The 24,802-nt window shown below is 69.4% G+C and carries 21 protein-coding genes; 5 read left to right on the top strand and 16 right to left on the bottom strand.

The features are described from left to right. The first annotated feature begins 32 nt into the window (after positions 1 to 32). Both ACSMFO_RS28870 and ACSMFO_RS28865 read left to right on the top strand, forming a co-directional pair. Positions 33 to 965, top strand: coding sequence for a cobalamin biosynthesis protein (locus ACSMFO_RS28870; protein ID WP_436461203.1), 933 nt, complete (start codon positions 33 to 35; stop codon positions 963 to 965). Continuing rightward, entirely contained in the window at positions 962 to 2,422 is a 1,461-nt protein-coding gene (locus ACSMFO_RS28865; RefSeq protein ID WP_436461202.1) for a cobyric acid synthase, read from the top strand. Before ACSMFO_RS28870 ends, ACSMFO_RS28865 begins: the two co-directional genes overlap by 4 nt. A gap of 62 nt (positions 2,423 to 2,484) precedes the next feature. On the opposite strand, the gene ACSMFO_RS28860 is transcribed toward ACSMFO_RS28865, so the two are convergent. After that, positions 2,485 to 3,249, bottom strand: a complete 765-nt coding sequence (locus tag ACSMFO_RS28860) for a CbtA family protein (RefSeq protein ID WP_436461201.1) — start codon at positions 3,247 to 3,249, stop codon at positions 2,485 to 2,487. Positions 3,250 to 3,264: 15 nt separating this feature from the next. After that, on the bottom strand, positions 3,265 to 3,471 hold the full coding sequence (locus ACSMFO_RS28855) for a CbtB domain-containing protein (protein ID WP_034312940.1): 207 nt from the start codon (positions 3,469 to 3,471) through the stop codon (positions 3,265 to 3,267). Positions 3,472 to 3,673: 202 nt separating this feature from the next. Here ACSMFO_RS28855 and ACSMFO_RS28850 point away from each other — a divergent pair, with 202 nt between their 5' ends. After that, positions 3,674 to 4,567: an ROK family protein gene (locus ACSMFO_RS28850; protein WP_083650049.1), complete on the top strand. Its 894-nt coding sequence runs from the start codon at positions 3,674 to 3,676 to the stop codon at positions 4,565 to 4,567. Here the strand turns inward: ACSMFO_RS28850 and ACSMFO_RS28845 are convergent. The 4 genes from ACSMFO_RS28845 to gltB all read right to left on the bottom strand — a co-directional run bounded on the left by ACSMFO_RS28845 (position 4,557) and on the right by gltB (position 13,614). Further along, a complete protein-coding gene (locus ACSMFO_RS28845; protein WP_037346676.1) occupies positions 4,557 to 5,342 on the bottom strand; it encodes a DeoR/GlpR family DNA-binding transcription regulator in 786 nt (261 codons plus the stop codon). The two genes, ACSMFO_RS28850 and ACSMFO_RS28845, sit on opposite strands and share 11 nt — an antisense overlap. A 128-nt stretch (positions 5,343 to 5,470) precedes the next feature. Further along, entirely contained in the window at positions 5,471 to 6,883 is a 1,413-nt protein-coding gene (locus tag ACSMFO_RS28840; protein ID WP_436461200.1) for a Dyp-type peroxidase, read from the bottom strand. Between the two features lie 748 nt (positions 6,884 to 7,631). Beyond that, positions 7,632 to 9,083: a glutamate synthase subunit beta gene (locus ACSMFO_RS28835; RefSeq protein WP_436461199.1), complete on the bottom strand. Its 1,452-nt coding sequence runs from the start codon at positions 9,081 to 9,083 to the stop codon at positions 7,632 to 7,634. Further along, positions 9,076 to 13,614 (bottom strand): glutamate synthase large subunit, encoded by a 4,539-nt coding sequence (gene gltB / locus ACSMFO_RS28830; RefSeq protein WP_436461198.1) that lies wholly within the window; start codon positions 13,612 to 13,614, stop codon positions 9,076 to 9,078. The genes ACSMFO_RS28835 and gltB overlap by 8 nt, the downstream gene beginning before the upstream one ends. A 551-nt stretch (positions 13,615 to 14,165) precedes the next feature. Here gltB and ACSMFO_RS28825 point away from each other — a divergent pair. Beyond that, positions 14,166 to 14,801 carry a YigZ family protein gene (locus ACSMFO_RS28825; RefSeq protein WP_378417289.1) on the top strand — a complete coding sequence of 212 codons (636 nt, stop codon included), beginning with the start codon at positions 14,166 to 14,168 and terminating at the stop codon, positions 14,799 to 14,801. Here ACSMFO_RS28825 and ACSMFO_RS28820 read toward each other — a convergent pair. The 3 genes from ACSMFO_RS28820 to ACSMFO_RS28810 all read right to left on the bottom strand — a co-directional run bounded on the left by ACSMFO_RS28820 (position 14,798) and on the right by ACSMFO_RS28810 (position 16,296). Then, positions 14,798 to 15,376: a GNAT family N-acetyltransferase gene (locus ACSMFO_RS28820; protein ID WP_073847696.1), complete on the bottom strand. Its 579-nt coding sequence runs from the start codon at positions 15,374 to 15,376 to the stop codon at positions 14,798 to 14,800. The two genes, ACSMFO_RS28825 and ACSMFO_RS28820, sit on opposite strands and share 4 nt — an antisense overlap. Before the next feature lie 41 nt (positions 15,377 to 15,417). Continuing rightward, positions 15,418 to 15,684 carry a hypothetical protein gene (locus ACSMFO_RS28815; RefSeq protein WP_038517778.1) on the bottom strand — a complete coding sequence of 89 codons (267 nt, stop codon included), beginning with the start codon at positions 15,682 to 15,684 and terminating at the stop codon, positions 15,418 to 15,420. Between the two features lie 132 nt (positions 15,685 to 15,816). Continuing rightward, complete coding sequence (locus ACSMFO_RS28810; RefSeq protein ID WP_016332097.1) at positions 15,817 to 16,296, bottom strand: Lrp/AsnC family transcriptional regulator; 480 nt, start codon at positions 16,294 to 16,296, stop codon at positions 15,817 to 15,819. 112 nt (positions 16,297 to 16,408) lie between these two features. Between ACSMFO_RS28810 and ACSMFO_RS28805 the strand changes: the two genes are divergently transcribed. After that, positions 16,409 to 17,467: a Glu/Leu/Phe/Val dehydrogenase dimerization domain-containing protein gene (locus tag ACSMFO_RS28805; RefSeq protein ID WP_436461197.1), complete on the top strand. Its 1,059-nt coding sequence runs from the start codon at positions 16,409 to 16,411 to the stop codon at positions 17,465 to 17,467. On the opposite strand, the gene ACSMFO_RS28800 is transcribed toward ACSMFO_RS28805, so the two are convergent. The 7 genes from ACSMFO_RS28800 to ACSMFO_RS28770 form a co-directional block, all read right to left on the bottom strand. After that, a complete protein-coding gene (locus ACSMFO_RS28800) occupies positions 17,409 to 18,659 on the bottom strand; it encodes an ABC transporter substrate-binding protein (RefSeq protein WP_038517772.1) in 1,251 nt (416 codons plus the stop codon). The genes ACSMFO_RS28805 and ACSMFO_RS28800 overlap by 59 nt on opposite strands. Beyond that, a complete protein-coding gene (locus tag ACSMFO_RS28795; protein ID WP_073847694.1) occupies positions 18,656 to 19,813 on the bottom strand; it encodes a branched-chain amino acid ABC transporter permease in 1,158 nt (385 codons plus the stop codon). The genes ACSMFO_RS28800 and ACSMFO_RS28795 overlap by 4 nt, the downstream gene beginning before the upstream one ends. After that, the gene (locus tag ACSMFO_RS28790; RefSeq protein WP_125735477.1) at positions 19,806 to 20,684 is read right to left on the bottom strand and encodes a branched-chain amino acid ABC transporter permease; all 879 of its coding nucleotides are present in this window, start codon (positions 20,682 to 20,684) and stop codon (positions 19,806 to 19,808) included. The genes ACSMFO_RS28795 and ACSMFO_RS28790 overlap by 8 nt, the downstream gene beginning before the upstream one ends. Beyond that, on the bottom strand, positions 20,681 to 21,457 hold the full coding sequence (locus tag ACSMFO_RS28785) for an ABC transporter ATP-binding protein (protein ID WP_360082229.1): 777 nt from the start codon (positions 21,455 to 21,457) through the stop codon (positions 20,681 to 20,683). Before ACSMFO_RS28785 ends, ACSMFO_RS28790 begins: the two co-directional genes overlap by 4 nt. Beyond that, entirely contained in the window at positions 21,454 to 22,263 is an 810-nt protein-coding gene (locus ACSMFO_RS28780) for an ABC transporter ATP-binding protein (RefSeq protein WP_038524164.1), read from the bottom strand. Before ACSMFO_RS28780 ends, ACSMFO_RS28785 begins: the two co-directional genes overlap by 4 nt. A 664-nt stretch (positions 22,264 to 22,927) precedes the next feature. Then, on the bottom strand, positions 22,928 to 23,554 hold the full coding sequence (locus tag ACSMFO_RS28775; RefSeq protein ID WP_436461196.1) for a response regulator: 627 nt from the start codon (positions 23,552 to 23,554) through the stop codon (positions 22,928 to 22,930). Beyond that, positions 23,539 to 24,717, bottom strand: a complete 1,179-nt coding sequence (locus ACSMFO_RS28770; RefSeq protein ID WP_436461195.1) for a GAF domain-containing protein — start codon at positions 24,715 to 24,717, stop codon at positions 23,539 to 23,541. Before ACSMFO_RS28770 ends, ACSMFO_RS28775 begins: the two co-directional genes overlap by 16 nt. Positions 24,718 to 24,802: the final 85 nt, after the last annotated feature.

The raw sequence follows: 24,802 nt of genomic DNA, 5'->3' as shown, positions 1-24,802 counted from the left end.
CGCATTCTCGTGCACGCGCTACCGTTCGCCACGTGCCACTCCGACAAGCCGCCACCGCAGCCGGACTCGTGACCGGTTACGTCGCCGACGCCGTGTTCGGAGATCCACGGACGAGGCATCCCGTCGCGGGCTTCGGCCGCGCCGCGCAAGCCCTCGAACAGCGGGTTTACGCCGATTCGAAGGTACGGGGCGCCGCGTACACCGCGCTCTGCGCGGGCACCGTCGCCGGATTGGGGGTCGCGGCCCAGTTCTTGACGCGGAAGCGTCCCTTCGCGAGATTCGCGCTCACCGCGGCGTCCACTTGGGTGGTTCTCGGCGGTAAGGGGCTCGCGGCCGAGGGCACGCGCATGGCTCACCTGCTCGACGACGGCGACCTGCCCGGCGCCCGGCAGCGGCTTTCGCATCTGTGCGCCCGCGACGCCACCGGCCTCGACACCGAACAGCTCGCGCGCGCGACCACCGAGTCCATCGCCGAGAACACCTCCGACGCGGTCGTCGCGCCGCTGCTGTGGGGCGCGGTCGCCGGGATCCCCGGTCTGCTGGGTTACCGCGCGCTCAACACGCTCGACGCGATGGTCGGCTACCGATCGCCGAAGTACGCCAACTTCGGCTGGGCGTCGGCGCGGACGGACGATCTGGCGAATCTGGTGCCGTCCCGGGTCGGCGCGGCGCTCACCGTGGCGTCGGCGCCGCTGGCGGGCGGCTTCGCCAGGCCCGCGTTCCGGATCTGGCGCCGCGACGGGAAGCACCATCCGAGTCCCAACGCGGGCCAGGTCGAGGCCGCCTTCGCCGGCGCGCTCGGGATCAAACTGGGCGGGACGAACAGCTACGGCGGCCGCACCGAACGCCGCGGCGTCCTCGGCGACGGCCGCGAACCGGAGCCGGTGGACGTGCGCCGCGCGGTCCGGCTGTCGAGGGCGGTCGGTCTCGCCGCGCTCGCCGTCGCGGTGGCGGTCGCGCGATGAGCGGCCTGCTCGTCGCGGGGACGACGTCGGACGCGGGCAAGAGCCTGGTCACCGCCGCGTTGTGCCGCTGGCTCGCGCGCCGGGGCGTGCGGGTCACGCCGTTCAAGTCCCAGAACATGTCGAACAACTCGATGGTGTGCTCCGACGGCGCCGAGATCGGCCGTGCGCAATGGCTTCAGGCGCGGGCGGCCCGCGTCGAACCCGAAGCCGCGATGAACCCGGTGCTGCTGAAACCCGGGAGCGATCGGCGCAGCCACGTCGTCGCGCTCGGGAAACCGTTCGGCACGCTGGAAGCGGGAGAGTACGCGACCGGCCGGGCCGGGCTCGCCGAGATCGCCTTCGACACCTTCTCTTCGCTGCGAAAGCGTTTCGACGTCGTGCTGTGCGAAGGCGCGGGCAGCCCGGCCGAGATCAACCTGCGCGAAGGCGACTACGTCAACATGGGGCTGGCGCGGCGCTTCGGGCTGCCCGTGGTCGTCGTCGGCGACATCGACCGCGGCGGGGTCATGGCCGCGATGTTCGGCACCCTCGCGCTGCTGTCCGCCGAGGACCAGGCGCTGGTTTCCGGATGGCTGGTCAACAAGTTCCGCGGTGACGTGGGTCTGCTACGGCCGGGACTGGAGACGCTGGAGAAGCTCACCGGCCGCGAGGTCTTCGGTGTGCTGCCGTGGCTCGACCAGGTGTGGATCGACTCGGAGGACGCGCTCGCCGCCGCGGGCTGGGGCGCCTCCGGCGGGTCCCTGCGCGTCGCCGTCGTGCGTTTCCCGCGGGCCTCCAACGCGACCGACGTCGACGCGCTCGCCGCCGAACCCGGCGTCTCGGTCGCGCTGACCGCCGACCCGGACACGGTCCGGTCCGCCGACGTGGTGATCCTGCCGGGTTCCCGCGCGACCGTGGACGATCTGGCGTGGCTGCGGGCGCGTGGCCTGGCGGACGCCGTGCGCGCGCGGGCCGAGGCGGGGCGTCCGGTGCTGGGGATCTGCGGCGGCTATCAGATGCTGGCCGCCGAGATCGAGGACGACGTCGAATCCGGGGCGGGAACGGTCCCGGGTCTCGGTCTGTTGCCGACGCGGGTCTCGTTCAGCGCCGACAAGGCGCTGGCCAGGCCGACGGGTTCGTGGCGCGGTCAATCCGTGGAGGCGTACGAGATCCACCACGGCACCGTGACCGCCACCGGCCCCGCCGAGTCCTTTTTGGACGGATACCGGCGGGGCGCGGTGTGGGGCACGATGTGGCACGGCGCCTTCGAGAACGACGGTTTCCGGCGCGCCTGGCTGGGCGAGGTGGCGGACTGGTCACCGGCCGCCGGGGCACCGGGCTTCGGCGCGCTGCGGGAGTCCATGCTCGACAGGCTCGCGGACGCCGTCGAGGAGCACGTCGACACCGAGGCTCTGCTGCGCCTGATCGAGAACGGTGCCGACGGCTCTCTGCCTTTCGTGCCGCCCGGCGTCCCCTGACGCATTTCGTCCTCTGAATGCGGTCCTTGCACACGCAACTACCGCATTCAGAGGACGAAACGCTAGCTTGTCCGCACGGTGTCCTTACGCCCCAAGGCCTTCTCGGCCAAGGCGCCGAAGGCCAGGCCGAGCGCGGTCCACAGCACCACCTGCGTACCGACCGACGCCAGCCGGAAGGACCACAGCGTGGAACCGGGGAACCCGTCGGGGACCTCGTCGATCGACGGCAGCAGCGCCGCCGCCACCGAGATCAGCACGACGTACCCGCCCGCGGCGAGCAGACCGCCGCGCCAGGCGCCGAGTTTGTCGGCCAGCTTCCGCCCGAACGCCGCGGCGAGGATGCCGACCAGCAGCGAAAGCGCGACGAAACCGAAGTACAGCGAAGTCCGGCTCCCGATCGTGCCCGCCTGACCCACCGCGGGCGGATTCCCCGGGTACTTCAAGAACGGCACCAGGAACACGACCACGAAGGCGCCGCCGGCGAGCAGGGCCGCGGTCACCCGCGGTCGCAGCGTGCCGAGGCGCCCGTAGGTGAAGGCGAACGCGAGCGAGAACAGCCCACCGACGGCGACGCCGTACAGGCCGACGCCGGTCAGCAGCCCGACGGTGCTCTGCACACCGCGGGTGACGAGCTCCTCCTCCGCCGCCTCGGCGTCGGCCGGGGCGTGTTCGTGGGCACCGGGCGCGCTGTGCGAATGGGCGGCGGTGCCCTCGAGACCGATGGCGGTGTCGACCGAAGGCTCACCGAAGAAGTACGCGAAAAGGGTCGCCAGGACACCGGCGACCAGGCCCGCGAGCATGCCGCGGACCAGCAAGGTCCTCATCATGGGGCGCTTGCCGCCCTAGTGACAGGGGAAGGCCAGCAGGTGCCGGCCGTCGTGGACGAACTCGTGGACGTACGAGTTCGCGAACACCGACACCGCACCCTGCTCGGCGCTGACGAAGTACAGCGTGATCAGCGAAAGGAGGATGACGAGCACCGCCCAGGGCAGGATCTCGCGGACGGGGATCCGGACGGGGACGGGTACTGCGGCTACCGCTTCGGACATGGCGGTGGGACCTCCTCGGGCTAGCGCGGCCTCTTCAGGGGTGTCACGACGGCTCCGGGTCTGGCTTCCCCGATCGCTCGGGGTCACAGTGGCGCGACCGCGCGGATTCTCACCGCGTTCCGGGAACCGTCGTCTGGCCGGTCGAGCGTAGGTCGCGGTGAAGCCTCCGGTCAATGTGACAATCGTGGGTATGACACCTGCGGTGGCGGCACTCGATGTCGGCGGCACGTCCATCAAGGCGGCCCTCTACGACGCGGACCTGAAAGACCTCGCCAGCCTGCGCGAGCCGACGGCGCGCGGCGCGGACGGCGAAGCGCTCGCCGATCAGGTCGCGCGGATCGTGGAAACACTGGGCAAGCAGGCGGGGACCGGTACGCCGGACGCCGTCGGCGTGGTCATCCCCGGCATCGTCGACGAGGTCGAGCGGGTGGCCCGGTTCTCGGCGAACCTCGACTTCCGCGACGTCCCGTTCGGCGAGATGCTCGACAGCAGGCTCGGCCTCCCGTTCGCGTTCGGGCACGACGTCCGCGCCGGCGGGCTCGCGGAATTCCGCGTCGGCGCGGGCAAGGGCTGCACCGACGCCGCCTTCATCCCGGTCGGCACCGGGATCGCGGCCGCGCTCCAGCTCGACGGGAGGCTGTACGCCGCGGGCGGGCAAGGTGGCGAAATCGGGCACATCGACGTCGGTCACCGGCTGCCGTGCGGTTGCGGCGCCACGGGATGTCTCGAAGCGATCTCCTCCGCGTCGGCCATCGCCCGCCGCTACAGCGAGCACACCGGGCGGCCTGCCGAAGGCGCCGAGCAGGTGGTCGACGCCGCCCGCCACGGTGACGAGGCCGCGATCTCCGTGGTCAACGACGCGCTCGAGGGGCTCGGCCACGGCATCAAGACCCTGGTCACCCTGCTCGCGCCCGAAGTCGTCGTCCTAGGTGGCGGCCTGTTCACCGCGGGCGACTACGTCCTCGAGCCGGTGCGGGCCTGGCTGGCGGCGAACCTGCAGTTCCAGCGGATGCCGGAACTGCGGATCGCGCGGCTCGGCGACGAGGCAGGCAGGCTCGGCGCGGCGCTGCTGGGGCTGGACCTGCTCAAGCCTTGACCACCCGCACGCCTTCCTCCTCGAAGGCGTGCACCCGCTCGGGATCGGCGCGGCCGTCGGTGACGAGCACGTCGACGTCGGCGGTCGCGCAGATCTTCGCGAAGGCGTGACCGCCGAGCTTCCCGCTGTCGGCGAGGACGACGACCTGCCGGGCGCGGGCCGCCATGAGCCGGTTCGTGCTCGCGTCGCCCTCGTGGTGCGCCTGCGCGCCGTGCACCGGGTCGAAGGCGTCCACGCCGAGGAACACCAGATCGAGCGAGATCTGGTCGAGGAACAGCTGCGACAGCGGCCCGGACAGGTCGAACGACTGCTGCCGCGCGACCCCGCCGGTCACCACGATCTTGATATTGGGCCGCACGGCGAGTTCGTGGGCGATGTTGAGCGCGTTCGTCACCACGGTGAGCGACGGCCCGCCGCTCGGCTCGCCCATGTCCGGCCGCGTCGCGAGCGCGCGGCCGACCTCGGTGCTCGTGGTGCCGCCGTTGAGGCCGACCACCATGCCCGGGTCGACCATCCTGGCCGCGGCGGCGGAAATCCGTTGCTGTTCCGGCGCGTTGCGCGCGGCCTTGTGCCGCAACGGAAGGTCGTAGGCGACGTTGCTCGCGACGGCGCCGCCGCGGGTGCGGACCACGAGATTGCGGCCCGCCAGATGATCGAGGTCCCGGCGAATGGTCGCGGGGGAGACACCGAGTTCGCCCGCCGAAACCTCGACGTCGACTTTTTCCCGCTCTCCCACCATGTCCAATAAGGCCGTCAGCCGTTCATGCCGATTCATCACCAGCTCCCTCCCCGAAGCGCGATGTCGCTTACCGCACCGGACAAAGTACTACGCGTCGCGATACGGACGGAGAGAAGGGAGAAAGCGGGCGCCGGCCACCCCCAGTGTGACCGGCGCCCGCCGGATCAGTTCTTCCCGCCGAGCCCGCGCAGGAAGGCGAGTGACGGCATGAAGAAGTAGTCGCCACCCTTCAGTGTCACCGCCTGCGGGATCGGATCCGCGGTCACCGTCCGCGTGCCCGCCCATTCCGCGGTGTAGACGGATTCCGGGCGCGGGCCCTGGCCGATGACCGGATCGAGGCCCGGCGGTTTGACCCCGACCGGGGGAATCGGGAACCCGGGGTTGTTCGACCAGGTCGCCTGCGTGAACTCGAACTGGTTGCCCAGCAGCGAATTGAACGCCATGAACAGCAGACCGACCCCGCCGCTGGGCCGCGCGGAGGGCGGCAGATCGGCGTTCGGATCGTCGGCCCGTTCGCCGTACGGCACGCCCCGCCGCGCCATGAGGTGCAGACGTTCCTGCGGCGGTTGTTCCGCGCCGCCGCTGCCGCGCGGATTCGTCTTCCGGATATGCGCCTGGAACGGGCATTTGGCGCCGGCGATGTCGCTTCCGTAGTCGAAGTTGTTCGGTACCGGGCTTTCCGCGCCCTCTTCCCGTTGCGCGGTCACCGGCGTGCCGTCCTCGAACCGGCCGACGATCATCGCGCCCGCCCGTTCCCGGTCTTCGCCGACGAGACCCAATTGATCCGCCAGTGCCTCTTCCGACTGCTTGAACCGCCGCACGTTCTGTTCCAATTTGCGGAAAACGAAGTAGCTGCCGAAATGCACCTCGGGATCGGGAGCCGCGTGATCCGGAACGAGCACCTGGTTCAGCGGGGCGCTCGGATCCCAGACACTGATCCCGTCCGTTCCCGTCTTTTCCGCGTGGATGTCCTCGACCAGGAAGAGCGGCTGGCTCCGGCCGTCGACGTAGCCGAAATGCTCGATACCCTCGCCGTTGGCGTTCACCCTGCCGAATCCGGTTTCCTCGGCGACGACGGAAACGGTCGACGGAATCAGCGCTAGAACCGCGTTCCGGCGCGCGGTCATCGGAGCGTCGGCGCCGTCGCCGATGATGACGACGGCGTGGATCTCGTCGTGGTATCCGCTGTCGAAGGTGGAGCGAGGCGGGTCGTTCAGCTTCTCCCGGGTCTCCTGCGTTCGCATGCCCAGACGGAAGGATTCGTCTTGTGGCGCCTCGATTTTCAGGAACCGGTAGCCTGCCGAGGTCAGTCCGGTGCCGACGTAGGGCGTCCCCTTCACCCCTTCGGTTTTGAAGCGCTCGACCTCGGTCAGGTGGGTCTTCGCGGACTTCATCAGCGGGACGAGCGACGCGAGGAACTTCATCGCGCTCGCGGGCTCCGAAAAACGGAGGAAAAGTGCGGAAAAATGGTCTCGGGCGTGCGCTTTCAGGATGTTCGGCTGTAGTTCTTCGAGCATCTTCGCGGCATCGCCGGTGGCGGTCTTCCATTCCAAGGGCACGGTCAGATCGACGGACATATCAAGGAACCCCCTCCTTGGGATCCCGTCCGGCGGCCCCGGCAGGTCTTGCCGGTCCCCGCCGCCGCACGGGACTCACCCCTTGATACAACCGATACCGAAACCTCGCTGTCATCACCCGCAAGTACACTCTTCCGGCGGTTCTTTCACTCGAAAGAACCAATGCACCGATTACGCCCCGCGTTTAGTCCTCTGCTTGCGGTGGTTGCCCGCGCAACTACCGCATTCAGAGGACTAAACGCGGAGGGTGGTCGCCAGACGCCGAGCGCGCGCCGCAACGCGGTGGGTCGCGGTGGTCGGCGCGGATGAGCGAGCGGGGTGAAGGCTCCCCTCGCCGCATCAGACGCGGCGAAGGGAGCCTTCACCCCACCATCGACCCGCCCGCGCCCTCGACACCTATGCCTTACCGCTCAATAACCCGAATCGCCACTCACGATCACCTGGACCGAGCGGTGGCTTCGCGTGATCGATCGGACGGCACGTGTGATCCGGCGGACGACACACGTGACCAGATGGACGACACCCCGCGGCCGCCTCCCCGCCGCGAGCCGTCCATCCAGACACGCGTGTCGTCCCTCCGCTCACGTGTGTCGTCCAACCAGTCACGCAAGACCGCCGGTAGGTATCCAAGACACCGTTGGCTCCGAGCCGAATCGCCACTCACGACGTCCAACCCACCCCCAACACGCGTGAAGGCCCCCTTCCCTCGGCTGAGCTGAGGGAAGGGGGCCTTCACGCGCTAAACGGCCTAGGTGAGCGGCCGGTCGGTCGGAGCGATCGGCGCGGGCAGCACGTCCCGTCCGGTGAGGAACGCGTCGACGCCGGCCGCGGCGGACCGGCCTTCGGCGATCGCCCACACGATGAGCGACTGGCCGCGGCCCATGTCACCCGCCACGAACACGTTGTCGACGCTGGTCTTGAACGCCTTGTCGCGGGCGACGTTGCCGCGCTGGTCCAGTTCGACGTCGAGCGACTCCAGCAGGCCTTCCCGCTCCGGGCCGACGAAGCCCATCGCGAGCAGCACCAGCTGCGCGGGCAGTTCGCGTTCGGTGCCGGGCACCGGGACGAACTTGCCGCCCTCGTTGCGCACCTCGACCAGCTTCAGCGCCCGCACCCGGCCGTCGGCGTCGGCGGCGAACTCCTGCGTGTTGACCGAGTACAGCCGCTCGCCGCCCTCCTCGTGCGCGGACGAGACGCGGTAGATCATCGGGTACGTCGGCCACGGGTGCGCGTCGGACCGCGAAAGCGGCGGCTTCGGCATGATCTCCAGCTGCGTCACCGATTTCGCGCCCTGGCGGTGCGAGGTCCCGACGCAGTCCGCGCCGGTGTCACCGCCGCCGATGACCACGACGTCGAGGCCCTCGGCGCTGATCGGCGAGACGTCCAGCTCACCGGCGGCGACGCGGTTGGCGTGCGGCAGGAACTCCATCGCCTGGTGGATACCGGCGTGCTCGCGGCCGGTGATCGGCAGATCCCGCCACGCGGTCGCGCCGCCGGCGAGGACCACGGCGTCGTAGGACGACTTCAGTTCCTCGACGGTGAGGTCGACACCGACGTTCACCGAGGTCCGGAATTCCGTGCCCTCGGCGCGCATCTGGTCCAGACGGCGGTCGAGCCGGTGCTTCTCCATCTTGAATTCGGGGATGCCGTAGCGCAGCAGCCCGCCGATCTTGTCGGCCCGCTCGAAGACCACGACACTGTGGCCCGCGCGCGTGAGCTGCTGCGCCGCGGCGAGTCCCGACGGGCCGGATCCGACCACCGCCACCTTCTTGCCGGTGAGCGCCACCGGTTTCTGCGGCGTGACCCAGCCTTCTTCGAAGGCCCGGTCGATGATCGAGATCTCGACCCGCTTGATGGTGACGGGATCGTCGTTGATCCCGAGCACACACGCCGTCTCGCACGGCGCCGGGCAAAGGGTCCCGGTGAACTCCGGGAAATTGTTGGTCGCGTGCAGCCGCTCGGCCGCGTCGCGCCAATCGTCGCGCCAGGTCAGCGTGTTCCACTCGGGGATGAGGTTCCCGAGCGGGCAGCCCTGGTGACAGAACGGGATACCGCAGTCCATGCAGCGCCCGGCCTGCTTCTGCAGTTTCGACGTCGCGAAGTCCTCGTACACCTCGCGCCAGTCCATCAGGCGCAGGTCGACGGGACGGCTCTTGGGCGTCTCGCGAGTGGTGGTCAGAAAGCCCTTGGGGTCAGCCATGTGCGGCCTCCATGATCGCCTCGTTCACGTCACGCCCGTCGCGCTCGGCCTTCGCCTGCGCCGCGAGCACGCGCTTGTAGTCCTTCGGCATGACCTTGCCGAACCGGTCGACGGCGGCGTCCCAGTCGGCGAGCAGCGCACGCGCGACAGCGGACTCCGTTTCGTCGTAATGCTTTTCGAGCGCCTCACGCAGGAAGTCCACATCGGACGAATCCAGCGGGTCGATGTCGACCATCTCCGGGTTGATCCGGTGCGCGGGCAGGTCCAGCACGTAGGCGGTGCCGCCCGACATCCCGGCCGCGAAGTTGCGGCCCACACCGCCGAGCACGACGACACGGCCACCGGTCATGTACTCGCAACCGTGGTCGCCGACGCCTTCGACGACGGCCAGCGCGCCCGAGTTGCGCACGCAGAACCGTTCGCCGACCTTGCCGCGGATGAAGATCTCGCCGCTGGTCGCGCCGTAGCCGATCACGTTGCCCGCGATGATGTGCTCTTCGGCGTTGTACCGCGCCACCTTCGGCGGCCGCACGATGAGCCGTCCGCCGGACAGGCCCTTGCCGACGTAGTCGTTGCCGTCGCCGTAGAGCCGTAGCGTGATGCCCTTGGGCACGAACGCGCCGAACGACTGACCGGCGGTACCGGTGAAGGTCACGTCGATCGTGTTGTCCGGCAGGCCCTCGCCGCCCCACCGCTTGGTGAGCTCGTGGCCGAGCATGGTGCCGACGGTCCGGTTCACGTTGCGCACCGGCAGTTCCAGCCGCACCTTGTCCCCGGACGACAGCGCGCCCTCGGCCAGCTGGATCAGCGTGTTGTCGAGCGCCTTCTCCAGCCCGTGGTCCTGCACGGTCTGCTGGTGACGCAGGCCGGCCGGGGCAGTGTCGGGCACGTGGAAGATCGGCGTCAGGTCGAGACCGGCGGCCTTCCAGTGGTCGATCGCCTTGCGCTTGTCCAGCATCTCCGCGTGGCCGACGGCCTCGGCGATGGACCGGAAACCCAGCTCCGCCAGGTACTCCCGGACCTCCTGGGCGATGAACTCGAAGAAGTTCACCACATACTCGGCCTTGCCGCTGAACTTCTCGCGCAGCTTCGGGTTCTGCGTCGCGACGCCGACCGGGCAGGTGTCGAGGTGGCACACCCGCATCATGATGCAGCCGGACACCACCAGCGGGGCGGTCGCGAAACCGAACTCCTCGGCCCCGAGCAGCGCGGCGATGACGACGTCGCGGCCGGTCTTGAGCTGGCCGTCGGTCTGCACGACGATCCGGTCGCGCAACCGGTTGGCCAGCAACGTCTGCTGTGTCTCGGCGAGCCCGAGTTCCCACGGACCGCCCGCGTGCTTGATCGACGACAGCGGTGAAGCGCCCGTGCCGCCGTCGTGCCCGGAGATGAGCACGACGTCCGCGTGCGCCTTGGACACACCGGCCGCGACCGTGCCGACGCCGACCTCGGACACGAGCTTCACGTGGATGCGCGCGGCCGGGTTGGCGTTCTTGAGGTCGTGGATCAGCTGCGCCAGATCCTCGATCGAGTAGATGTCGTGGTGCGGCGGCGGGGAGATCAGCCCGACCCCCGGCGTGGAGTGCCGCGTCTTCGCGATCCACGGGTACACCTTCGCGCCGGGCAGCTGGCCGCCCTCGCCGGGCTTCGCGCCCTGCGCCATCTTGATCTGGATGTCGTCGGCGTTGACGAGGTATTCGCTCGTGACGCCGAACCGGCCGCTGGCGACCTGCTTGACCGCGCTGCGGCGCTCGGGGTCGTAGAGCCGATCGGGATCCTCGCCGCCCTCACCGGTGTTCGACTTGCCGCCGAGCCGGTTCATCGCGATGGCCAGGGTTTCGTGCATCTCCGCCGAGATCGACCCGTAGGAGATCGCGCCGGTGGCGAACCGCTTGACGATCTCGGAGATCGGCTCGACCTCGTCGATCGGCACCGCGGGCCGCTGGCCGACCTTGAAGTCGAACAGCCCGCGCAGCGTGTAAAGCTTCTGCGCCTGGTCGTCGACGGCCTTCGTGTACTCCTTGAAGACCTCGTACTTCCCGGCACGCGTGGAATGCTGCAGCTTGAACACCGTCTGCGGGTTGAACAGATGCGGTTCGCCCTCGCGGCGCCACTGGTAGTCCGCGCCGGTCTCCAGCTCGCGGTGGTTCGCGCGGAACCCGTCGCGCGGGAACGCGCGGCGGTGCCGTTCGGCGACCTCCAGCGCGAGCGTGTCGAAGCCGACGCCGCCGAGCCGGGAAGTGGTGCCGGTGAAGCAGTTCTGGATGACCTCGTCGCCGAGCCCGACCGCTTCGAAGATCTGCGCGCCGGTGTAGGAGGCCACTGTGGACACACCCATCTTCGACATCGTCTTGCGGACGCCCTTGCCCAGCGCCTTGATCAGGTTCGCGGTCGCCTGCTTGGCGGTGGCACCGGCGATCAGGCCCTGCTCGGCCATCTCCTCGACGGTCGCCATCGCCAGGTACGGGTTCACCGCCGCGACGCCGTAGCCGATCAGCAGCGCGATGTGGTGCACCTCGCGCGCGTCGCCCGCCTCGACGATGAGGCCGACCTGCGTACGGGTCTTCTCGCGCACCAGGTGGTGGTGCACCGCGCCGGTGAGCAGCAGCGACGGGATGGCCGCGTGGTCCTCGTCGATCCCGCGGTCGGACAGCACGATCAGCCGCGCGCCCTCGGCGATGGCCGCGGACACCTCGGCGCGGATCTCGTCGAGCCGCCGCACGAGCGCCTCGCCGCCGCCGTGGACGTCGTAGGTGCCCTGCACGGTGACCGCCTGGAACTCCGGCAGGTCGCCGTCGTCGTTGACGTGCACCAGCTTCGCGAACTCGTCGTTGTCCAGCACCGGGAACGGCAGCACGATCCGGCGGCACGACTTGGCGTCGGCCTGCAGGAGATTCGGCTCCGCGCCCAGCTGGGTGCCCAGCGACGTGACCAGTTCCTCGCGGATCGCGTCCAGCGGCGGGTTGGTCACCTGGGCGAAGAGCTGGATGAAGTAGTCGAAGAGCAGCCGCGGGCGGCTGGACAGCGAGGCGATGGGGGAGTCGTTGCCCATCGAGCCGATCGGCTCCGCGCCGGTGCGGGCCATCGGTTCGAGCAGGACGTCGAGTTCCTCCTCGGTGTAGCCGAACGCCTGCTGACGGCGCACGAGCGCGGCGTGCGGCGGGATCTCGCGCTCACGCTCGGGAAGCCCGTCGAGCGGGAGCAGGCCGTCCTCGACCCATTCGTCGTACGGGTGCTCGGTGGCGAGCTCGTTCTTGATCTCCTCGTCCTCGACGATCCGGCCGGCGGCCGTGTCCACGAGGAACATGCGGCCCGGCTCCAACCGTCCTTTGCGGACGATCGTGGACTGCTCCAGCTCCAGCACGCCGACCTCGCTGGCGAGGACGACGAGGCCGTCTTCGGTGACCCAGTACCGGGCGGGGCGCAGGCCGTTGCGGTCGAGGACCGCGCCGATCTGGGTGCCGTCGGTGAAGGAGACCAGCGCGGGGCCGTCCCACGGCTCCATCAGCGTCGAGTGGAACTCGTAGAACGCGCGGCGCGCGGGGTCCATCTCCTGATGGTTCTCCCAGGCCTCCGGGATCATCATCAGCACCGCGTGGGGCAGCGAACGGCCGCCGAGGTGGAGCAGCTCCAGCACCTCGTCGAAGGACGCCGAGTCGCTCGCGCCGCGGGTGATGATCGGGTGGATCCGCTTGAGGTCGCCGGGGATCAGGTCGGATTCCAGCAGCGCCTCACGCGCGTCCATCCAGTTCCGGTTGCCGCGCAACGTGTTGATCTCGCCGTTGTGGGCGACGTACCGGTACGGGTGCGCCAGCGGCCACGACGGGAAGGTGTTGGTGGAGAAGCGGGAGTGCACCAGGCCGATGGCGCTGGTGACGCGCTCGTCGGTGAGGTCGGCGAAGAACCGCTCGACCTGCGGCTCGGTGAGCATTCCTTTGTAGACGATCGTGCGCGAGGACAGGCTGGGGAAGTAGACGTCGTCCTCGACGAGCTCGTGCTCGGCGCGTTTGCGCACGACGAAGGCGGCGCGCTCCAGCGGCAGGCCCTCCAGCGCGTCGTTCCCGGCAAGGAACAACTGGCTGAAATGCGGCATGGTCTCGGCCGCGCCGGTGCCGACGTGGTCCGTGTCGACGGGAAGGTCACGCCAGCCGAGCACGCGCATGCCCTCTTCGGCGGCGACGCGCTCGATGGTCGTCATCGCCCGGCCGCGGGCCTTTTCGTCCTGCGGAAGGAAAGCCGTGCCGACGGCGTAGGCGCCGGGCGCGGGGAGGTCGAAGCCGACGACCTCGCGATAGAACTCGTCGGGGACCTGGATGAGGATCCCGGCGCCGTCGCCGGTCTCCGGGTCGGCGCCGCGGGCCCCGCGATGTTCCAGGTTCCGCAGCGCGATCAGCGCTTTGGCGACGATGCCGTGATCGCGTTTACCGGAGAGATCGGCGACGAACGCGACACCGCAGGCGTCGTGTTCGAACTCCGGGTCGTACAGGCCTTCGGGGGCCTTGCTGCCCTTGTAGCTGGCATGGTGGGTCACGGCTGGCCGCCTCCCAAGGCGTCGGCGCGACCGGTAACACTCCGTTCGGGTGGTTCGGACGTGAACCAGTTAACGGAGTGGTCCGGGACCGCGATGGTCAGTCGAGAGGGAACGATCCCGCCCGTGGAAACGGGGGCAGGCCTCGTAGAGCCGCACTGCACTGGGCGGCCGATGCGCATATCGGTACTGCTGTGCACGTGGGTGCCGCCTGGCCGCTGTGGTGGGTGGCTGACGGGTACACGTGTTACTCCCGGGTTCGCCGGTCTTATGACGATAGTGTGAAATCGCTGTTATCGACATACGTCGCTTGGTCGGGGTGGGAAATGCCACGCGGGCGTTGACTTCAAACATCATCTGCCCACTGGCTGGAATGACGTGTCCACTGAGTGGAGCATCAGCGCGCTGACCTGCGGTTATCGCCGCACCGCTCGTCCGAAAGTGTGACCTGGGTCGCGCGGAAGAGTGGGTTTCGCCCACGTCGCGGTGACCTCGGGTGACCGTCGAATCGCCCGAACGGCAGAGCGACCTGCCCGGTTTGAGAGGCTTGGCCGATGGCGGATCGTTATCTCACCGTGGCGGGTACCGGGGTCCACGAGATCGAAATCCGGCGGTCGCGCTTCCTCTGCGCGCTCGCGCCGGTCACCTCGGAAGAGGCCGCCCGTGAGGTGATCGCCGCCAGGAAGAAGGCCGATCCGGCCGCCCGGCACCACTGTCACGCGTTCGTGTTGGGCGCCGACGGACGCACCCAGCGATCGAGTGATGACGGCGAGCCCGCGGGCACGGCGGGCACCCCGATGCTCGAAGTGCTTCGCCGCCGCGAGCTGACCGACACGGTCGCCGTGGTGACCCGTTACTTCGGCGGAGTGCTGCTCGGCGCCGGCGGGCTGATCCGGGCGTACGGGCAGGCCGTTTCGGAGGCCGTCGACGTCATCGGGGTGCGGGAGTACCGGCGGCTGCGGCTGGTGGAGGTCGTCGTCGACTACGACCGGGCCGGCCGACTCGAGAACGACATCCGCTCGTCGCCGTATCTGCTGCACGCGACGCGCTTCGAGGACGTCGCGCACTTCGACGTCGGGCTCGCGCCGGACCAGGGTGAGACGTTCCACGCCTGGCTCGCCGACCTCACCGGCGGGGAGGCCCTGGCCGAGGAGATCGGCGAAACCTGGCTGCCCACCGGCCGCGTTTAGTCCTCTGAATGCGGTTTGGGCGCCGACCGCCACTCGTCCAGGGTGATGGCGTACTCGACCTCGCCCTCCTCCGTGCCGGGGATCGGGTGGTCGAAGTGCTCGTGAAAGGTCCGGACGTACCGCATCCCGATCTTTTCCATGACCCGCCGGGACCCCAGGTTCACCGCCATGGTCGCCGCCCAGATCCGCTGGACCCCCAGTTCGGTGAAACCCTTCTCCAAGAGCGCGAGCGAACCTTCGGTCGCGTACCCCTTGCCCCAGGACGACCGGTTCAGCCGGTAACCCAGCTCGGGGTCGTCCGTGTGGTGCCCCTTCAACGGGCGGAAATGGAACCACCCCAGGAAATCCCCGCTCGCTTTCTCGATCGCCGCCCAGAACCCGTAACCGGGGAAACGCTCGTAGTAACCGAGAAAGGCGGGAAGGTCCAGCTTTTCGATCTCCGCCCGGTCGGCGGGTTCGCCCCCATTGAGGTACCGCATGACTTCGGGATCGTCGTAGAGCGCGAACAGATCGTCGACGTCGGCGCCGGTGAACTGCCGCAGGACGAGCCGCTCGGTCTCCAGAAAGACACGCATCACGAGATCGTGGCGCTCCCCGTGCGCCCCCGCAAACGCTTTTAGGCGGCCAGCGGCGGGAACGCGCCTTCCAGCGCCACCGCTCCGGCCTCGGTGAGCAGGGCGGGAACACGCTCGCCCCATCGGCCGCTCCGCGCGGGCATCACCAGGCCGAGGTGGGCGAGGCGATGCGCGGTGTGCTGGTCGCAGCAGGCGAGACCGTCGACGAACAGGTCCGGCTCGCAGCTGCAGCTGATCTCGGCGTGGCCCTCGGCCACGGCTCTCAGGGTGGCCCGCTCACGATGGTTCAGGCCTGTCCGAACGTCCATGGCGCGCCTCCTTTCCGTTTCCGCTATGGCCAGTCAAACCCACACCACCGACAGTTTCCGTCTTCCAAGATGCGAAGTCTCGGATTTCGGGCGTACTTAGGGGTGGTGTGTCGGGTATTCCGGGGTAAGGACCTAGGGGGTGTCACCCGGTATTCGGCGCGGAAGGGGTTCCAGCTCGGTCTTGCGCAGATGCCGGAAAATGATCGAACTCCGGAAGCCGATGATCTCTTTGCGCTTCGCCAAGCGATCCACCAGGAATGCGTGGAGCTGATCGACGTCCTGGGCGGCGACGTGGATCAGGAAATCGTCGCTGCCGGCGGTGACGAAAACGGAGAGGACCTCCGGCAATTCCGCGACCGAACGCTGGAAGGAATCGATCACCTCGCGGCTCAGCGGCCGCACCTGCGCCGAGACCATCGCCTGCACGCCGCGGTTGAGGCTGCGCAGGTCGATGTCGGCGTGATAGCCGCGGATGACGCCGCGCTCCCGCAGCAGCCGCGTCCGTTCCAGGCAGGTCGACGGCGCGACGCCGACCTTGCGGGCGATGTCGCGGTTCGACTGCCGCGCATCCGCCTGGAGTTCCCGGATGATCGCCGAATCAAGTTCGTCCACGTCCACTCCTTCACCGGCCTTGCCGAATATCGTTCGGTGGAGCCTCTGTAGCCCTGCGCATCAGCCTAACTTCGGCGCATTCAGTCGACTAAATGCGAAGAAGGGGAGCCAGATGTCCGTACAGGAGCTGGTCGTCCGGCGGGGGCGCCGGTCCGGGGTGACGACGATGGTGGCCGTGCATTCGAGCACGCTCGGGCCGGCCGTCGGGGGCTGCCGGTTCAAGATCTATCCGCGTGTCCACGACGCGATCGGCGACGTCCTGCGGTTGTCCGCGGCGATGACCCGCAAATGCGCGGTCGCGGGTCTGGACTTCGGCGGCGGCAAGAGCGTCGTCGCGCTCGACGGCGTGCCGTCCGCCGAACAGCGGCGCGAGATCCTGCTCGACCACGCCGACCTCATCGCGTCACTCGACGGTGCGTATCTCGCCGGGCCCGACGTCGGAACCGGCCCGGACGACATGCTCGTGCTGCGCGAGCGGACCCCGCATGTCTTCTGCCTGCCCGAGGAGCACGGCGGTACCGGTTCTTCGAGCGGGCCGACCGCCGTCGGCGTGCTCGCCGCGCTGCGAGCGGGTGCGCGGGCGGTCTTCGGTGACGACGGGATGAAGGGCCGCAAGGTGGTCATCAGCGGCTACGGCTCGGTCGGCGCCCACCTCGCCGCGAACCTGGTCGAGCAGGGCGCGGAGGTCGTCGTGTCCGATGTGGACGAACGACGTCTCGCCGCGGCCCGCGAACAAGGACTGGCCCTGGTCCAGCCGGAGAAGGTGCCCGGCATCGAGGCCGACGTCCTGATCCCCGCGGCCGTGGGCGGGGTCTTCGGCCCGGGAACCGAGGTCGCCGCGCCGCTCGTCGTCGGCCCGGCCAACAACCAGCTCACCGACGACACCGTTGCCGAAGCCCTCGCCGCCCGGGGAGTCCTGTGGATCCCGGATTTCGTCGCGAGCGCCGGGGGAGTCGTCTACACCCTCGGCCGCGAGAAGGAGAGCCTGACGCACGCCGAAGCACTCAACCGCGTCGAGGCGCTGGAGAAGACCACGCAAGGGATCCTCGACGCCGCTTCGGCCAACGGCACCACGCCGTTGGCCGAAGCGGACGCGCTCGCCGAAGCGAGACTCACTTCTGGTGCGGGGCCACGTACTCCTTCGCCTCGGGAGCCTCGAACAGTGGCTTGACGTAGCGGACGCCGCCCTCGGCCGACGCGTCCGGTGTCGCCGCGTACACCTGACGTGTCGCCGGGGTGCCCGGCTTCGAGAAGTCCAGCGCCGCCACGAGATCCTCCGTGCTCGCCGACGTCGTCTGCTTCAGTGCCGCCGCGACGCCGTCACGGGTGAGGTCCTTGTTCTCACACGCCTTCTTGAGCACCGCGCCCCACACCTCACCGACCGCGTAGCCATAGGGGATCCCGCCGTTCGGGGTCTCCTTGTACGCCGCCTTGTACTTCGTGGCGACTTCCTTGGCCTTCGGGATGTCGGCGGAGAACGGGACGCTGCTGGCGACGATCGTCAGTTTGTCCAGCGCGTTCGCCGCGGGGCTCTTCAGCAGCACGGGATCGAACACCGGGTTGTTGCCGAGCACGGGCACGTTCAGTCCGAGCGCCTTGTTCGCCGCGAGCGCGGAACCCGTCTGCGCCGGGGACGTGGTCAGGACGATGGCCTTGACGCCGTCGCCCTTGAGCCCGGTGACGATGTTGGTGAGGTCGTTGTCGGTGGAGGTGATCTTGACCTCCTTCACCGTCAGGTTGTGCTTCTTCGCGTAGTACTGCGAGCCGCGCAGGCCGTTCTTGCCGTACTCGCCGTCGATGTAGACGTGCCCGATCGTGTCGCCGTCCTTCACCAGGCCCTTTTCCTGGAAGTACGACAGCCCGTCGATGATCTCCAGGTCGTAGGTCGTCCCGACGATCATCACGTACTGGTTGTCGAGCAGTTCCGAAGACCACGACGCGGGCGCGGCGACGGTCTTGTCCGAGGCGATGTTCTGCTTCAGCGCGGCCACCACCGGCGAGCCGAGCAGCTGCACGAAGCCGAGGACCTTCGGCTCGATCTGCGGATACAGCGTCTTCGCCGTGTCCGCCTTGTAGCCGTGGTCGACGGTCTCGAGTTTGACCTGACGGCCGCACACCCCGCCCGCGGCGTTGAAGTCCTTGGCCCACAACTCGTTCCCCTGCGTGATGCCGAGCCCGAGGTTCTTGAACACCCCGGTCTTGTCGGTCATCACGCCGAGGGTGATCTCGGAGGCCGTCGCCCCTTTGTCGGTTTTGACGCCCGAACCGTCCGCCCCCGAGGACCCCGAGTCGCCCGCTTTCGTGCTGCACGCCGAAAGGGCGAGGACCGCCGCCAGCGCGACGGCCGGATATGTGCGCTTCATTTGTCTTGCTCCTCCGGGAGATGAGGTTTCTTGGCGGGTGTGATCCGTCGTCCGATCGCGGCGAGCCCGCCCGGTTCGAAGAGCACCACGAGGATGATCGCGGCGCCGTAGACGAACGAACTGACCAGGATCGGGGTCAAGGCGCCGTCCCCGGTTCCGGAGAACCAGCCGAGATCGGCGGAGTACAGCGAAAGCACCTGCGGCAGCCCGTTGACGATCAGCGCGCCCACCAGCGCGCCGGGTACCGAGCCGAGTCCCCCGATGATCACCATGGCCAGGAAGGCGATGGAGATGTTGATGCCGTACGTGCCGAATTCGCTCTCGTCGGGTTTGAGGATGTCGAACCACAGCACGGTCATCGCGCCAGCGAGCCCCGCGTACGCCGAGGAGACCGCGAACGCGCCGGCCTTGGCCCGCGTGACGCTGACGCCCATCACGGACGCGGCGGCCTCGTTGTCCCGCACCGCCCGCCACGACCGGCCGACCCGGCTGCGCACCGCCGCCTTGGCGACCACGAACGCGAGCACGGTCAGCAGCAGGAACAGGTACCAGAGCCGTTCCGCCTGCCGGATCGGCACGCCCATCAGCTCGATCTCGGGACCGCCGTTGGTGAACGGGAAGCCGAACAGCGAGAACGGTTCCGGGGTGCGCCCGGTCGACGTCCCGCCGGTCAGCGTCTCGGCCGACTGCCCGAAGTAGAGCCCGAGGAACACCAGCGAAAGGGACGCGACACCGAGGTAGATCCCGCGCAACCGTCCGGAGACCGGCGCGAACGCCAGCCCCAGCAGCGCGGCGATGACCACCGCGCCGATCAGCGACAGCCCGGGATCGAGCCCGAGCCCGATCACGCGCTCGTCGTCGGACGGTCCGGAAAGGACGGTGTACCCGGTCGCGCCCGCCAGCAGGAAGAACGCGTGCGCCAGCGACAACTGCCCGGCCTGCCCGACCAGCAGCGTCAGCCCGATCGCGCCGACCCCGCCGATCATCATGTACTGCCCGGCCTTCAGCCAGGCGGCGTCGAGGTACAGCGGGATCGCGAGCAGGACCACCAGCAGCGCGACCCAGGCCAGCGCTTTGAGCAAGCGTCCCCGATCGCGTTTCGGGGGCGGTGCCGTCGGGGCGGCGGCGGGGGTTTTCACGGCGGTGTCAGACACGGGTGCTCTCCCTCGTCCCGAACAACCCCGACGGCCGCACCACCAGGACCACGAGCATCACCAGGAAGACCGCGCTCTTGGAGAAGTCGAACGACACGTACTGCGCGGAAAGCGCCTCGACCAGCCCGACGACGAGGCCGCCCACCACCGCGCCCGCCGTCGAGTCCAGCCCGCCGAGGATGGCCGCGGGGAACGCGGCGAGCGCGATGGAGTGCGTGCCGCGGGACAGCCCCGCGCCGGAGAAGTCCTGCGTGGCGATGAAGAGCACCGCCACCCCGGCGAGTACACCCGCGACCACCCAGGCGGTCGCCGTCACCCGGGAACTGCGGATGCCCATCAGCGCGGCGGCCTCGCGGTTCTCGGCCTGTGCCCGCATCGCGACGCCCCAGTTCGAGTACTTGAACGCCAGGGTGAACGCGGTGATCAGCACGGCCGCGACGAGCAGCGCCACCAGGTGCGTGCGGAACAGCGTGATCCCGCCGAGCTGGAACGGTTTCGCGTCCCAGGCGTCGCCGAGGAACGGCAACGTGACGCCGAGCCGCCGCACGATCTCTTCGGTGATGATCACGTCGACGCCGATGGTCAGCAACGCCAGGCTGTTCGCGTCCGCGTGCCGCGAACGGGACAGCAGGAACCGTTCCAGCAGGAGGGCGAGCAGACCCGCCGAGACGATGCCGACCAGCGAGGCACCCACCCAGCCGAGCGTTTCGCGGGTCACGACGACCAGGTAGCCGCCGAAGAGCACGAGCGAGCCGTGCGCGAAGTTGACCACCTCGGTCGCCTTGAAGATGATCACGAACCCCAGCGCCAGCAACGCGAACACCGCGCCCTTGCCGAGTCCGTTCACCACGAGTTGCAGGAATGTGTTCACGCCGTGGCCTCCGTGCCGAGATATGCCCTGATCACGTCCGGATCCGACTGGACCTCGGCCGGTGTGCCGTCGGCGATGCGCTTGCCGAAGTCCAGGACGGTGACCCGGTCCGCGATGCCCATCACCAGCCCCATGTCGTGTTCCACCAGCAGGATCGAGATGCCGAGTTCGTCACGGACGTCGCGGATCGTCCCGGCCAGTTCGGCGGTCTCGGTCGCGTTCATGCCCGCCGCGGGTTCGTCGAGCAGGAGCAGGACCGGTTCGACGGCGAGCGCACGGGCGAGGTCGACGCGTTTCACCGCGCCGTAGGGCAGCGCGCCGACCGGGAGGTCCACCAGCGCGCCGATGCCGAGGAAGTCGCAGATCTCCCGGACCCGTTCGGCATGGCGGCGTTCGGCCCGGACCGTCCACGGCAGACGGAGGCCGCAGGCGAGGAAACCGCCCTTGGTCAGCGCGTGGCGGCCGAGCATGACGTTGTCGAGCACGGTCGAGCCGGGGGAGAGGGCGGCGTTCTGGAACGACCGGCCGACCCCGAGCCGGGCGAGCCGATGCGGCGGGAGTCCGGAAAGGACGGTGTCGCCGAGCCGGACGCTTCCGGTGTTCGCCCGGTAGAGGCCGCTGATCACGTTGAAACAGCTGGACTTCCCGGCGCCGTTCGGGCCGATGAGCGCGTGCAGCGAACCGGAGCCGACGGTGAACGAGACGTCGTCCAGCGCCCGGATCCCGCCGAAGCGCAGGGTCACGTTCTCGACGCGCAACTCGGGCGGCGTCATCCGGCCCACCTCGACAGGCTCCGGCCCGCGAGATGCTTCCGGGCGTCGGCGGCCTCGGCTTCGGCGGTGGCCTGCGATTCGGCGTGACCGCCCAGGTAGAGCCGCTGGACCTCCTCGCTCGCCACGAGCTCGGCCGTCGTCCCGGCCAGCGCGACCCGGCCGACTTCCAGGACGATCGCGTGATCGGCGACGCGCAACGCCATCACGGCGTTCTGCTCGACCAGCACCACGGCGGTGCCCTGTTCGTGGATCTCGCGGATGATGTCGCCGATCCGCTCGACGATCTTCGGCGCGAGACCGAGCGAAGGTTCGTCGAGCAGCAGGAGCCGCGGGCCGGACATCAGCGCACGGCCGATCGCGAGCATCTGCTGCTCGCCGCCGGAAAGCAGGCCCGCGCGCTGTTTGGCGCGTTCGGACAGGACCGGGAAGAGCTCGTCGACGCGTTTGCGGGCGGCGGCGCGCTGCTCGGGGGAGCGGGCGCCGATCCCGCCGGCGCGCAGGTTCTCCTCGACCGTCATCCGCGCGAAGACCTGGCGGCCTTCGGGGACGCCGACCACGCCGAGACCGACGATGCGGGCCGGGTCCAATTTGGTCAGTGGTTTGCCGTCGTAGCGCACCTCGCCGGCGGAAACCGAGCCGCGGTGCATCCGCAGCGTGCCGGAGACGGTGCGCAGCAGGGTCGACTTCCCGGCCCCGTTGCTGCCGAGGACGGCAAGCACGCCATCAGGTGAAACGTCGAGGTCGACCCCGTGCAGCGCGGCCACCGACCGGCCGTACCGCACCTGGAGATCACGAACACTGAGCAAGCCGCCTCCTCCGTTCGTGTGACGCGAGTCACGATCGGTGGCGGTCATCCTGCGTGGGCACCCTCCGCCGCGTTACCCCCACCTGGAGACCCACCCGGACACAAAACGGACACGGGGGCTGTACCTACTGGACCGGGCACCCAGGTGCGGCGTGAGCAGAGGCGTCACTCGCGTGTTCCGGCGTCAATCACGCGAGTGCGGCCGATCGGTCCAGGTGGTCGTGAGTGGCGTTTCGGGTTAGGGCGAAGGGTTCCTTGAGTACCTACTGGACTTGGCCATGGCTGATCGCGGGTCGGGTCCGTGAAGGCCTCCTTGCCTACCCTGAAGGTAGTGAAGGAGGCCTTCACTACCTTCAGAGATCCCCCCCGCAGCCCACCTGCACCAGCAACCACAGCAAGCACCACGGGCGGCGCGTGAAGGCCCCCATCACTCGGCTCAGCCGAGGAAACTCGACCTTCACACCTGCCCCAAGTACATGAAGGCCCCCTTCCTTGCGCCAGGCGCAAGGAAGGGGGCCTTCATGTACTTCAGGGACACAAACCGGTGGTCGTGAGTGGCGATTCGGGTTAGAACCCGAATCGCCACTCACGATCCCATATCCGAGGCCGGGGCGAGGGCGCCTTTCGCCGCATCAGACGCGGCGAAGGGAGCCTTCAGCCCCGCGTCAGAGGAGGCCGGCTTCGGAGGCTTTGCCGATGGCCTCGACGCGGTTCCGGGCGCCGAGTTTGTGCAGCGCGGACTGCAGATAGGTCTTGACGGTGTTCCGCGCCAGCCCGGTCGATTCCGCGATCTCCGGATTCGTCTGGCCCTGCGCGGCGAGTCGCAGGACCTCGTACTCGCGCCGCGTCAGCCCGCTGCGGGCCAGCGCGTCGGACCGCTGGCCGTCGTCGGGGAAGATCCGCGGATCGACCACGCGCTCACCCTTGAGCACCTGCCGCAACGCCGCCACCAGATCCGTCCCCGCGACGTCCTTGAGCAGGCAGCCGTGCGCCCCGGAGTCCAGCGCGGCCCGCACGCCCTGGTGGTCGCCGTGCGCGGTGAACACCACGATCCGCCCGGCCGGGTGCACGCGCCGGAGTTCGGCGATGACCTCGGGCGCGAGCATGTCCGGCAGCCGCAGGTCCAGCAGGATCAGCACCGGTTTCAGCTCAACCGCCCGCCGGATCGCGGACCGGCCGGTCTCGGCCGAGCCGACCACGGTCATCGCCGGGTCGTAGCGCAGCAGCAGGCTCACCCCGTCGCGGACCACCGGATGGTCGTCCACGACGAGGACCGTCACCGGCGACGGCACGGTTCCGGCACCCAGGCGCGCAGCGTGCAACCGTCGTCTTCGTCCCGGACCAGGCTGACCCGGCCGCCGACCCGCGCGGCGCGTTCGGCCAGCGCGCGCAGCCCCATGCCGGTGCCGGGTTCGGGCCCGTCGGCGTCTTCGGCGCGGCGTCCGGTGCCGTCGTCGGCGACGACCACCTGCACGCCGTCCTCGCTGGGCAGGAGACTGACCACGACGGACAGCGCTTCGGCGTGTTTCTCCACGTTGAGCAGGCCTTCCCGGACGGCCGCGACCAGCACGCCGGTGCGTTCGGCGTCCAGCCGCGGCACGGGGGCGAGTTGCACGAACCGTGCCGGGACACCGCAGCGCGCCTGGAACGAACGGCAGTGCTCGGCCAGTTCCACCGGCAGCGCGCGTTCCGGGCTCGACTCCGACAGCGCGAGCAGCGACTCGCGCAGCGCCCTGGACGCGGCCGACACGTCGCCCTCCAGGCGCCGCAACCGCGATTCGAGCGCCGGGTTGTCGCTGATGTCCTCGTGCAGGTTCCGCACCTGGACGCCGATGGAGAACAGCAGCGCGCCGACCGAATCGTGCAGCGCGCTCTGCATGCGGAGCCGCTCGGCGGACAGCGCGGTCTCGCGGTCGGCCTCGGCGACCGACGCCAGTTTCAGCGCCCGGCCGGCCTCGGTGGCGATGTCCTCGAGGGACTGGACCGCGTCGTCGCCGAAGTCGCGGCGCTCGCGCATGGCGGCGTACGCGATGGCGACGGTCTCGGTCCCGCTGACAATCGGGACGGCGATCATCGCGGCGAGCCCCTCGCCGCGGACCTGCGCGTCGAACTGGTGGGTGATGCTCGGCGAACTGACGTAGTCGTTGACCCGGACGGGTCTGCCCAGCGCGAGAACCCGCCCGCCGATGCCCTGGCCGATCGGCACGGCGAGATCCTGCAGGGCGTCGGTGCGGGTGCCCGACATCCAGCGGATCACCGCCTGTTCGGGCCCGGCCAGCTCGGCGACGAAGCCGGAATGCGTGCCGATCGACTCGCGGATCAGCCGCGCGGTGCCGTTGAGGGCCGCGACCCGGTCGAGGGTCGCGAGCAGCTCTTCGCGCTCGCGAAGAAGCCCGCCGAGCACCGCGCTGTGCTCGGCGGCGAGCTCTTCAGCGGCGTGCCGTCTCGCCGTCACGCGCTCACGATCGCACACCGGACGTGGTTTCCGACACACCCGGCCGGAGAGGTTCACCGATGCGTTTCCGGCCGCGGTTGTCTTG

It is taken from the genome of Amycolatopsis sp. w19, from assembly GCF_051373225.1.
Lineage (GTDB): Bacteria > Actinomycetota > Actinomycetes > Mycobacteriales > Pseudonocardiaceae > Amycolatopsis > Amycolatopsis japonica.
The sequence above is the reverse complement of the archived record's forward strand: the minus strand, read 5'-3'. Positions and strand labels throughout refer to the sequence as shown.

Bases quoted from the DNA above. Each gene is read 5' to 3' on its own strand.
- ACSMFO_RS28855 (WP_034312940.1), bottom strand. From the start codon at position 3,471: ATGTCCGAAGCGGTAGCCGCAGTACCCGTCCCCGTCCGGATCCCCGTC.
- ACSMFO_RS28785 (WP_360082229.1), bottom strand. From the start codon at position 21,457: ATGACGCCGCCCGAGTTGCGCGTCGAGAACGTGACCCTGCGCTTCGGC.
- ACSMFO_RS28835 (WP_436461199.1), bottom strand. From the start codon at position 9,083: ATGGCTGACCCCAAGGGCTTTCTGACCACCACTCGCGAGACGCCCAAG.
- ACSMFO_RS28840 (WP_436461200.1), bottom strand. From the start codon at position 6,883: ATGTCCGTCGATCTGACCGTGCCCTTGGAATGGAAGACCGCCACCGGC.
- ACSMFO_RS28860 (WP_436461201.1), bottom strand. From the start codon at position 3,249: ATGATGAGGACCTTGCTGGTCCGCGGCATGCTCGCGGGCCTGGTCGCC.
- ACSMFO_RS28845 (WP_037346676.1), bottom strand. From the start codon at position 5,342: ATGAATCGGCATGAACGGCTGACGGCCTTATTGGACATGGTGGGAGAG.
- ACSMFO_RS28815 (WP_038517778.1), bottom strand. From the start codon at position 15,684: ATGGACGTTCGGACAGGCCTGAACCATCGTGAGCGGGCCACCCTGAGA.
- ACSMFO_RS28800 (WP_038517772.1), bottom strand. From the start codon at position 18,659: ATGAAGCGCACATATCCGGCCGTCGCGCTGGCGGCGGTCCTCGCCCTT.
- ACSMFO_RS28865 (WP_436461202.1), top strand. From the start codon at position 962: ATGAGCGGCCTGCTCGTCGCGGGGACGACGTCGGACGCGGGCAAGAGC.
- ACSMFO_RS28820 (WP_073847696.1), bottom strand. From the start codon at position 15,376: ATGCGTGTCTTTCTGGAGACCGAGCGGCTCGTCCTGCGGCAGTTCACC.
- ACSMFO_RS28805 (WP_436461197.1), top strand. From the start codon at position 16,409: ATGTCCGTACAGGAGCTGGTCGTCCGGCGGGGGCGCCGGTCCGGGGTG.
- ACSMFO_RS28825 (WP_378417289.1), top strand. From the start codon at position 14,166: ATGGCGGATCGTTATCTCACCGTGGCGGGTACCGGGGTCCACGAGATC.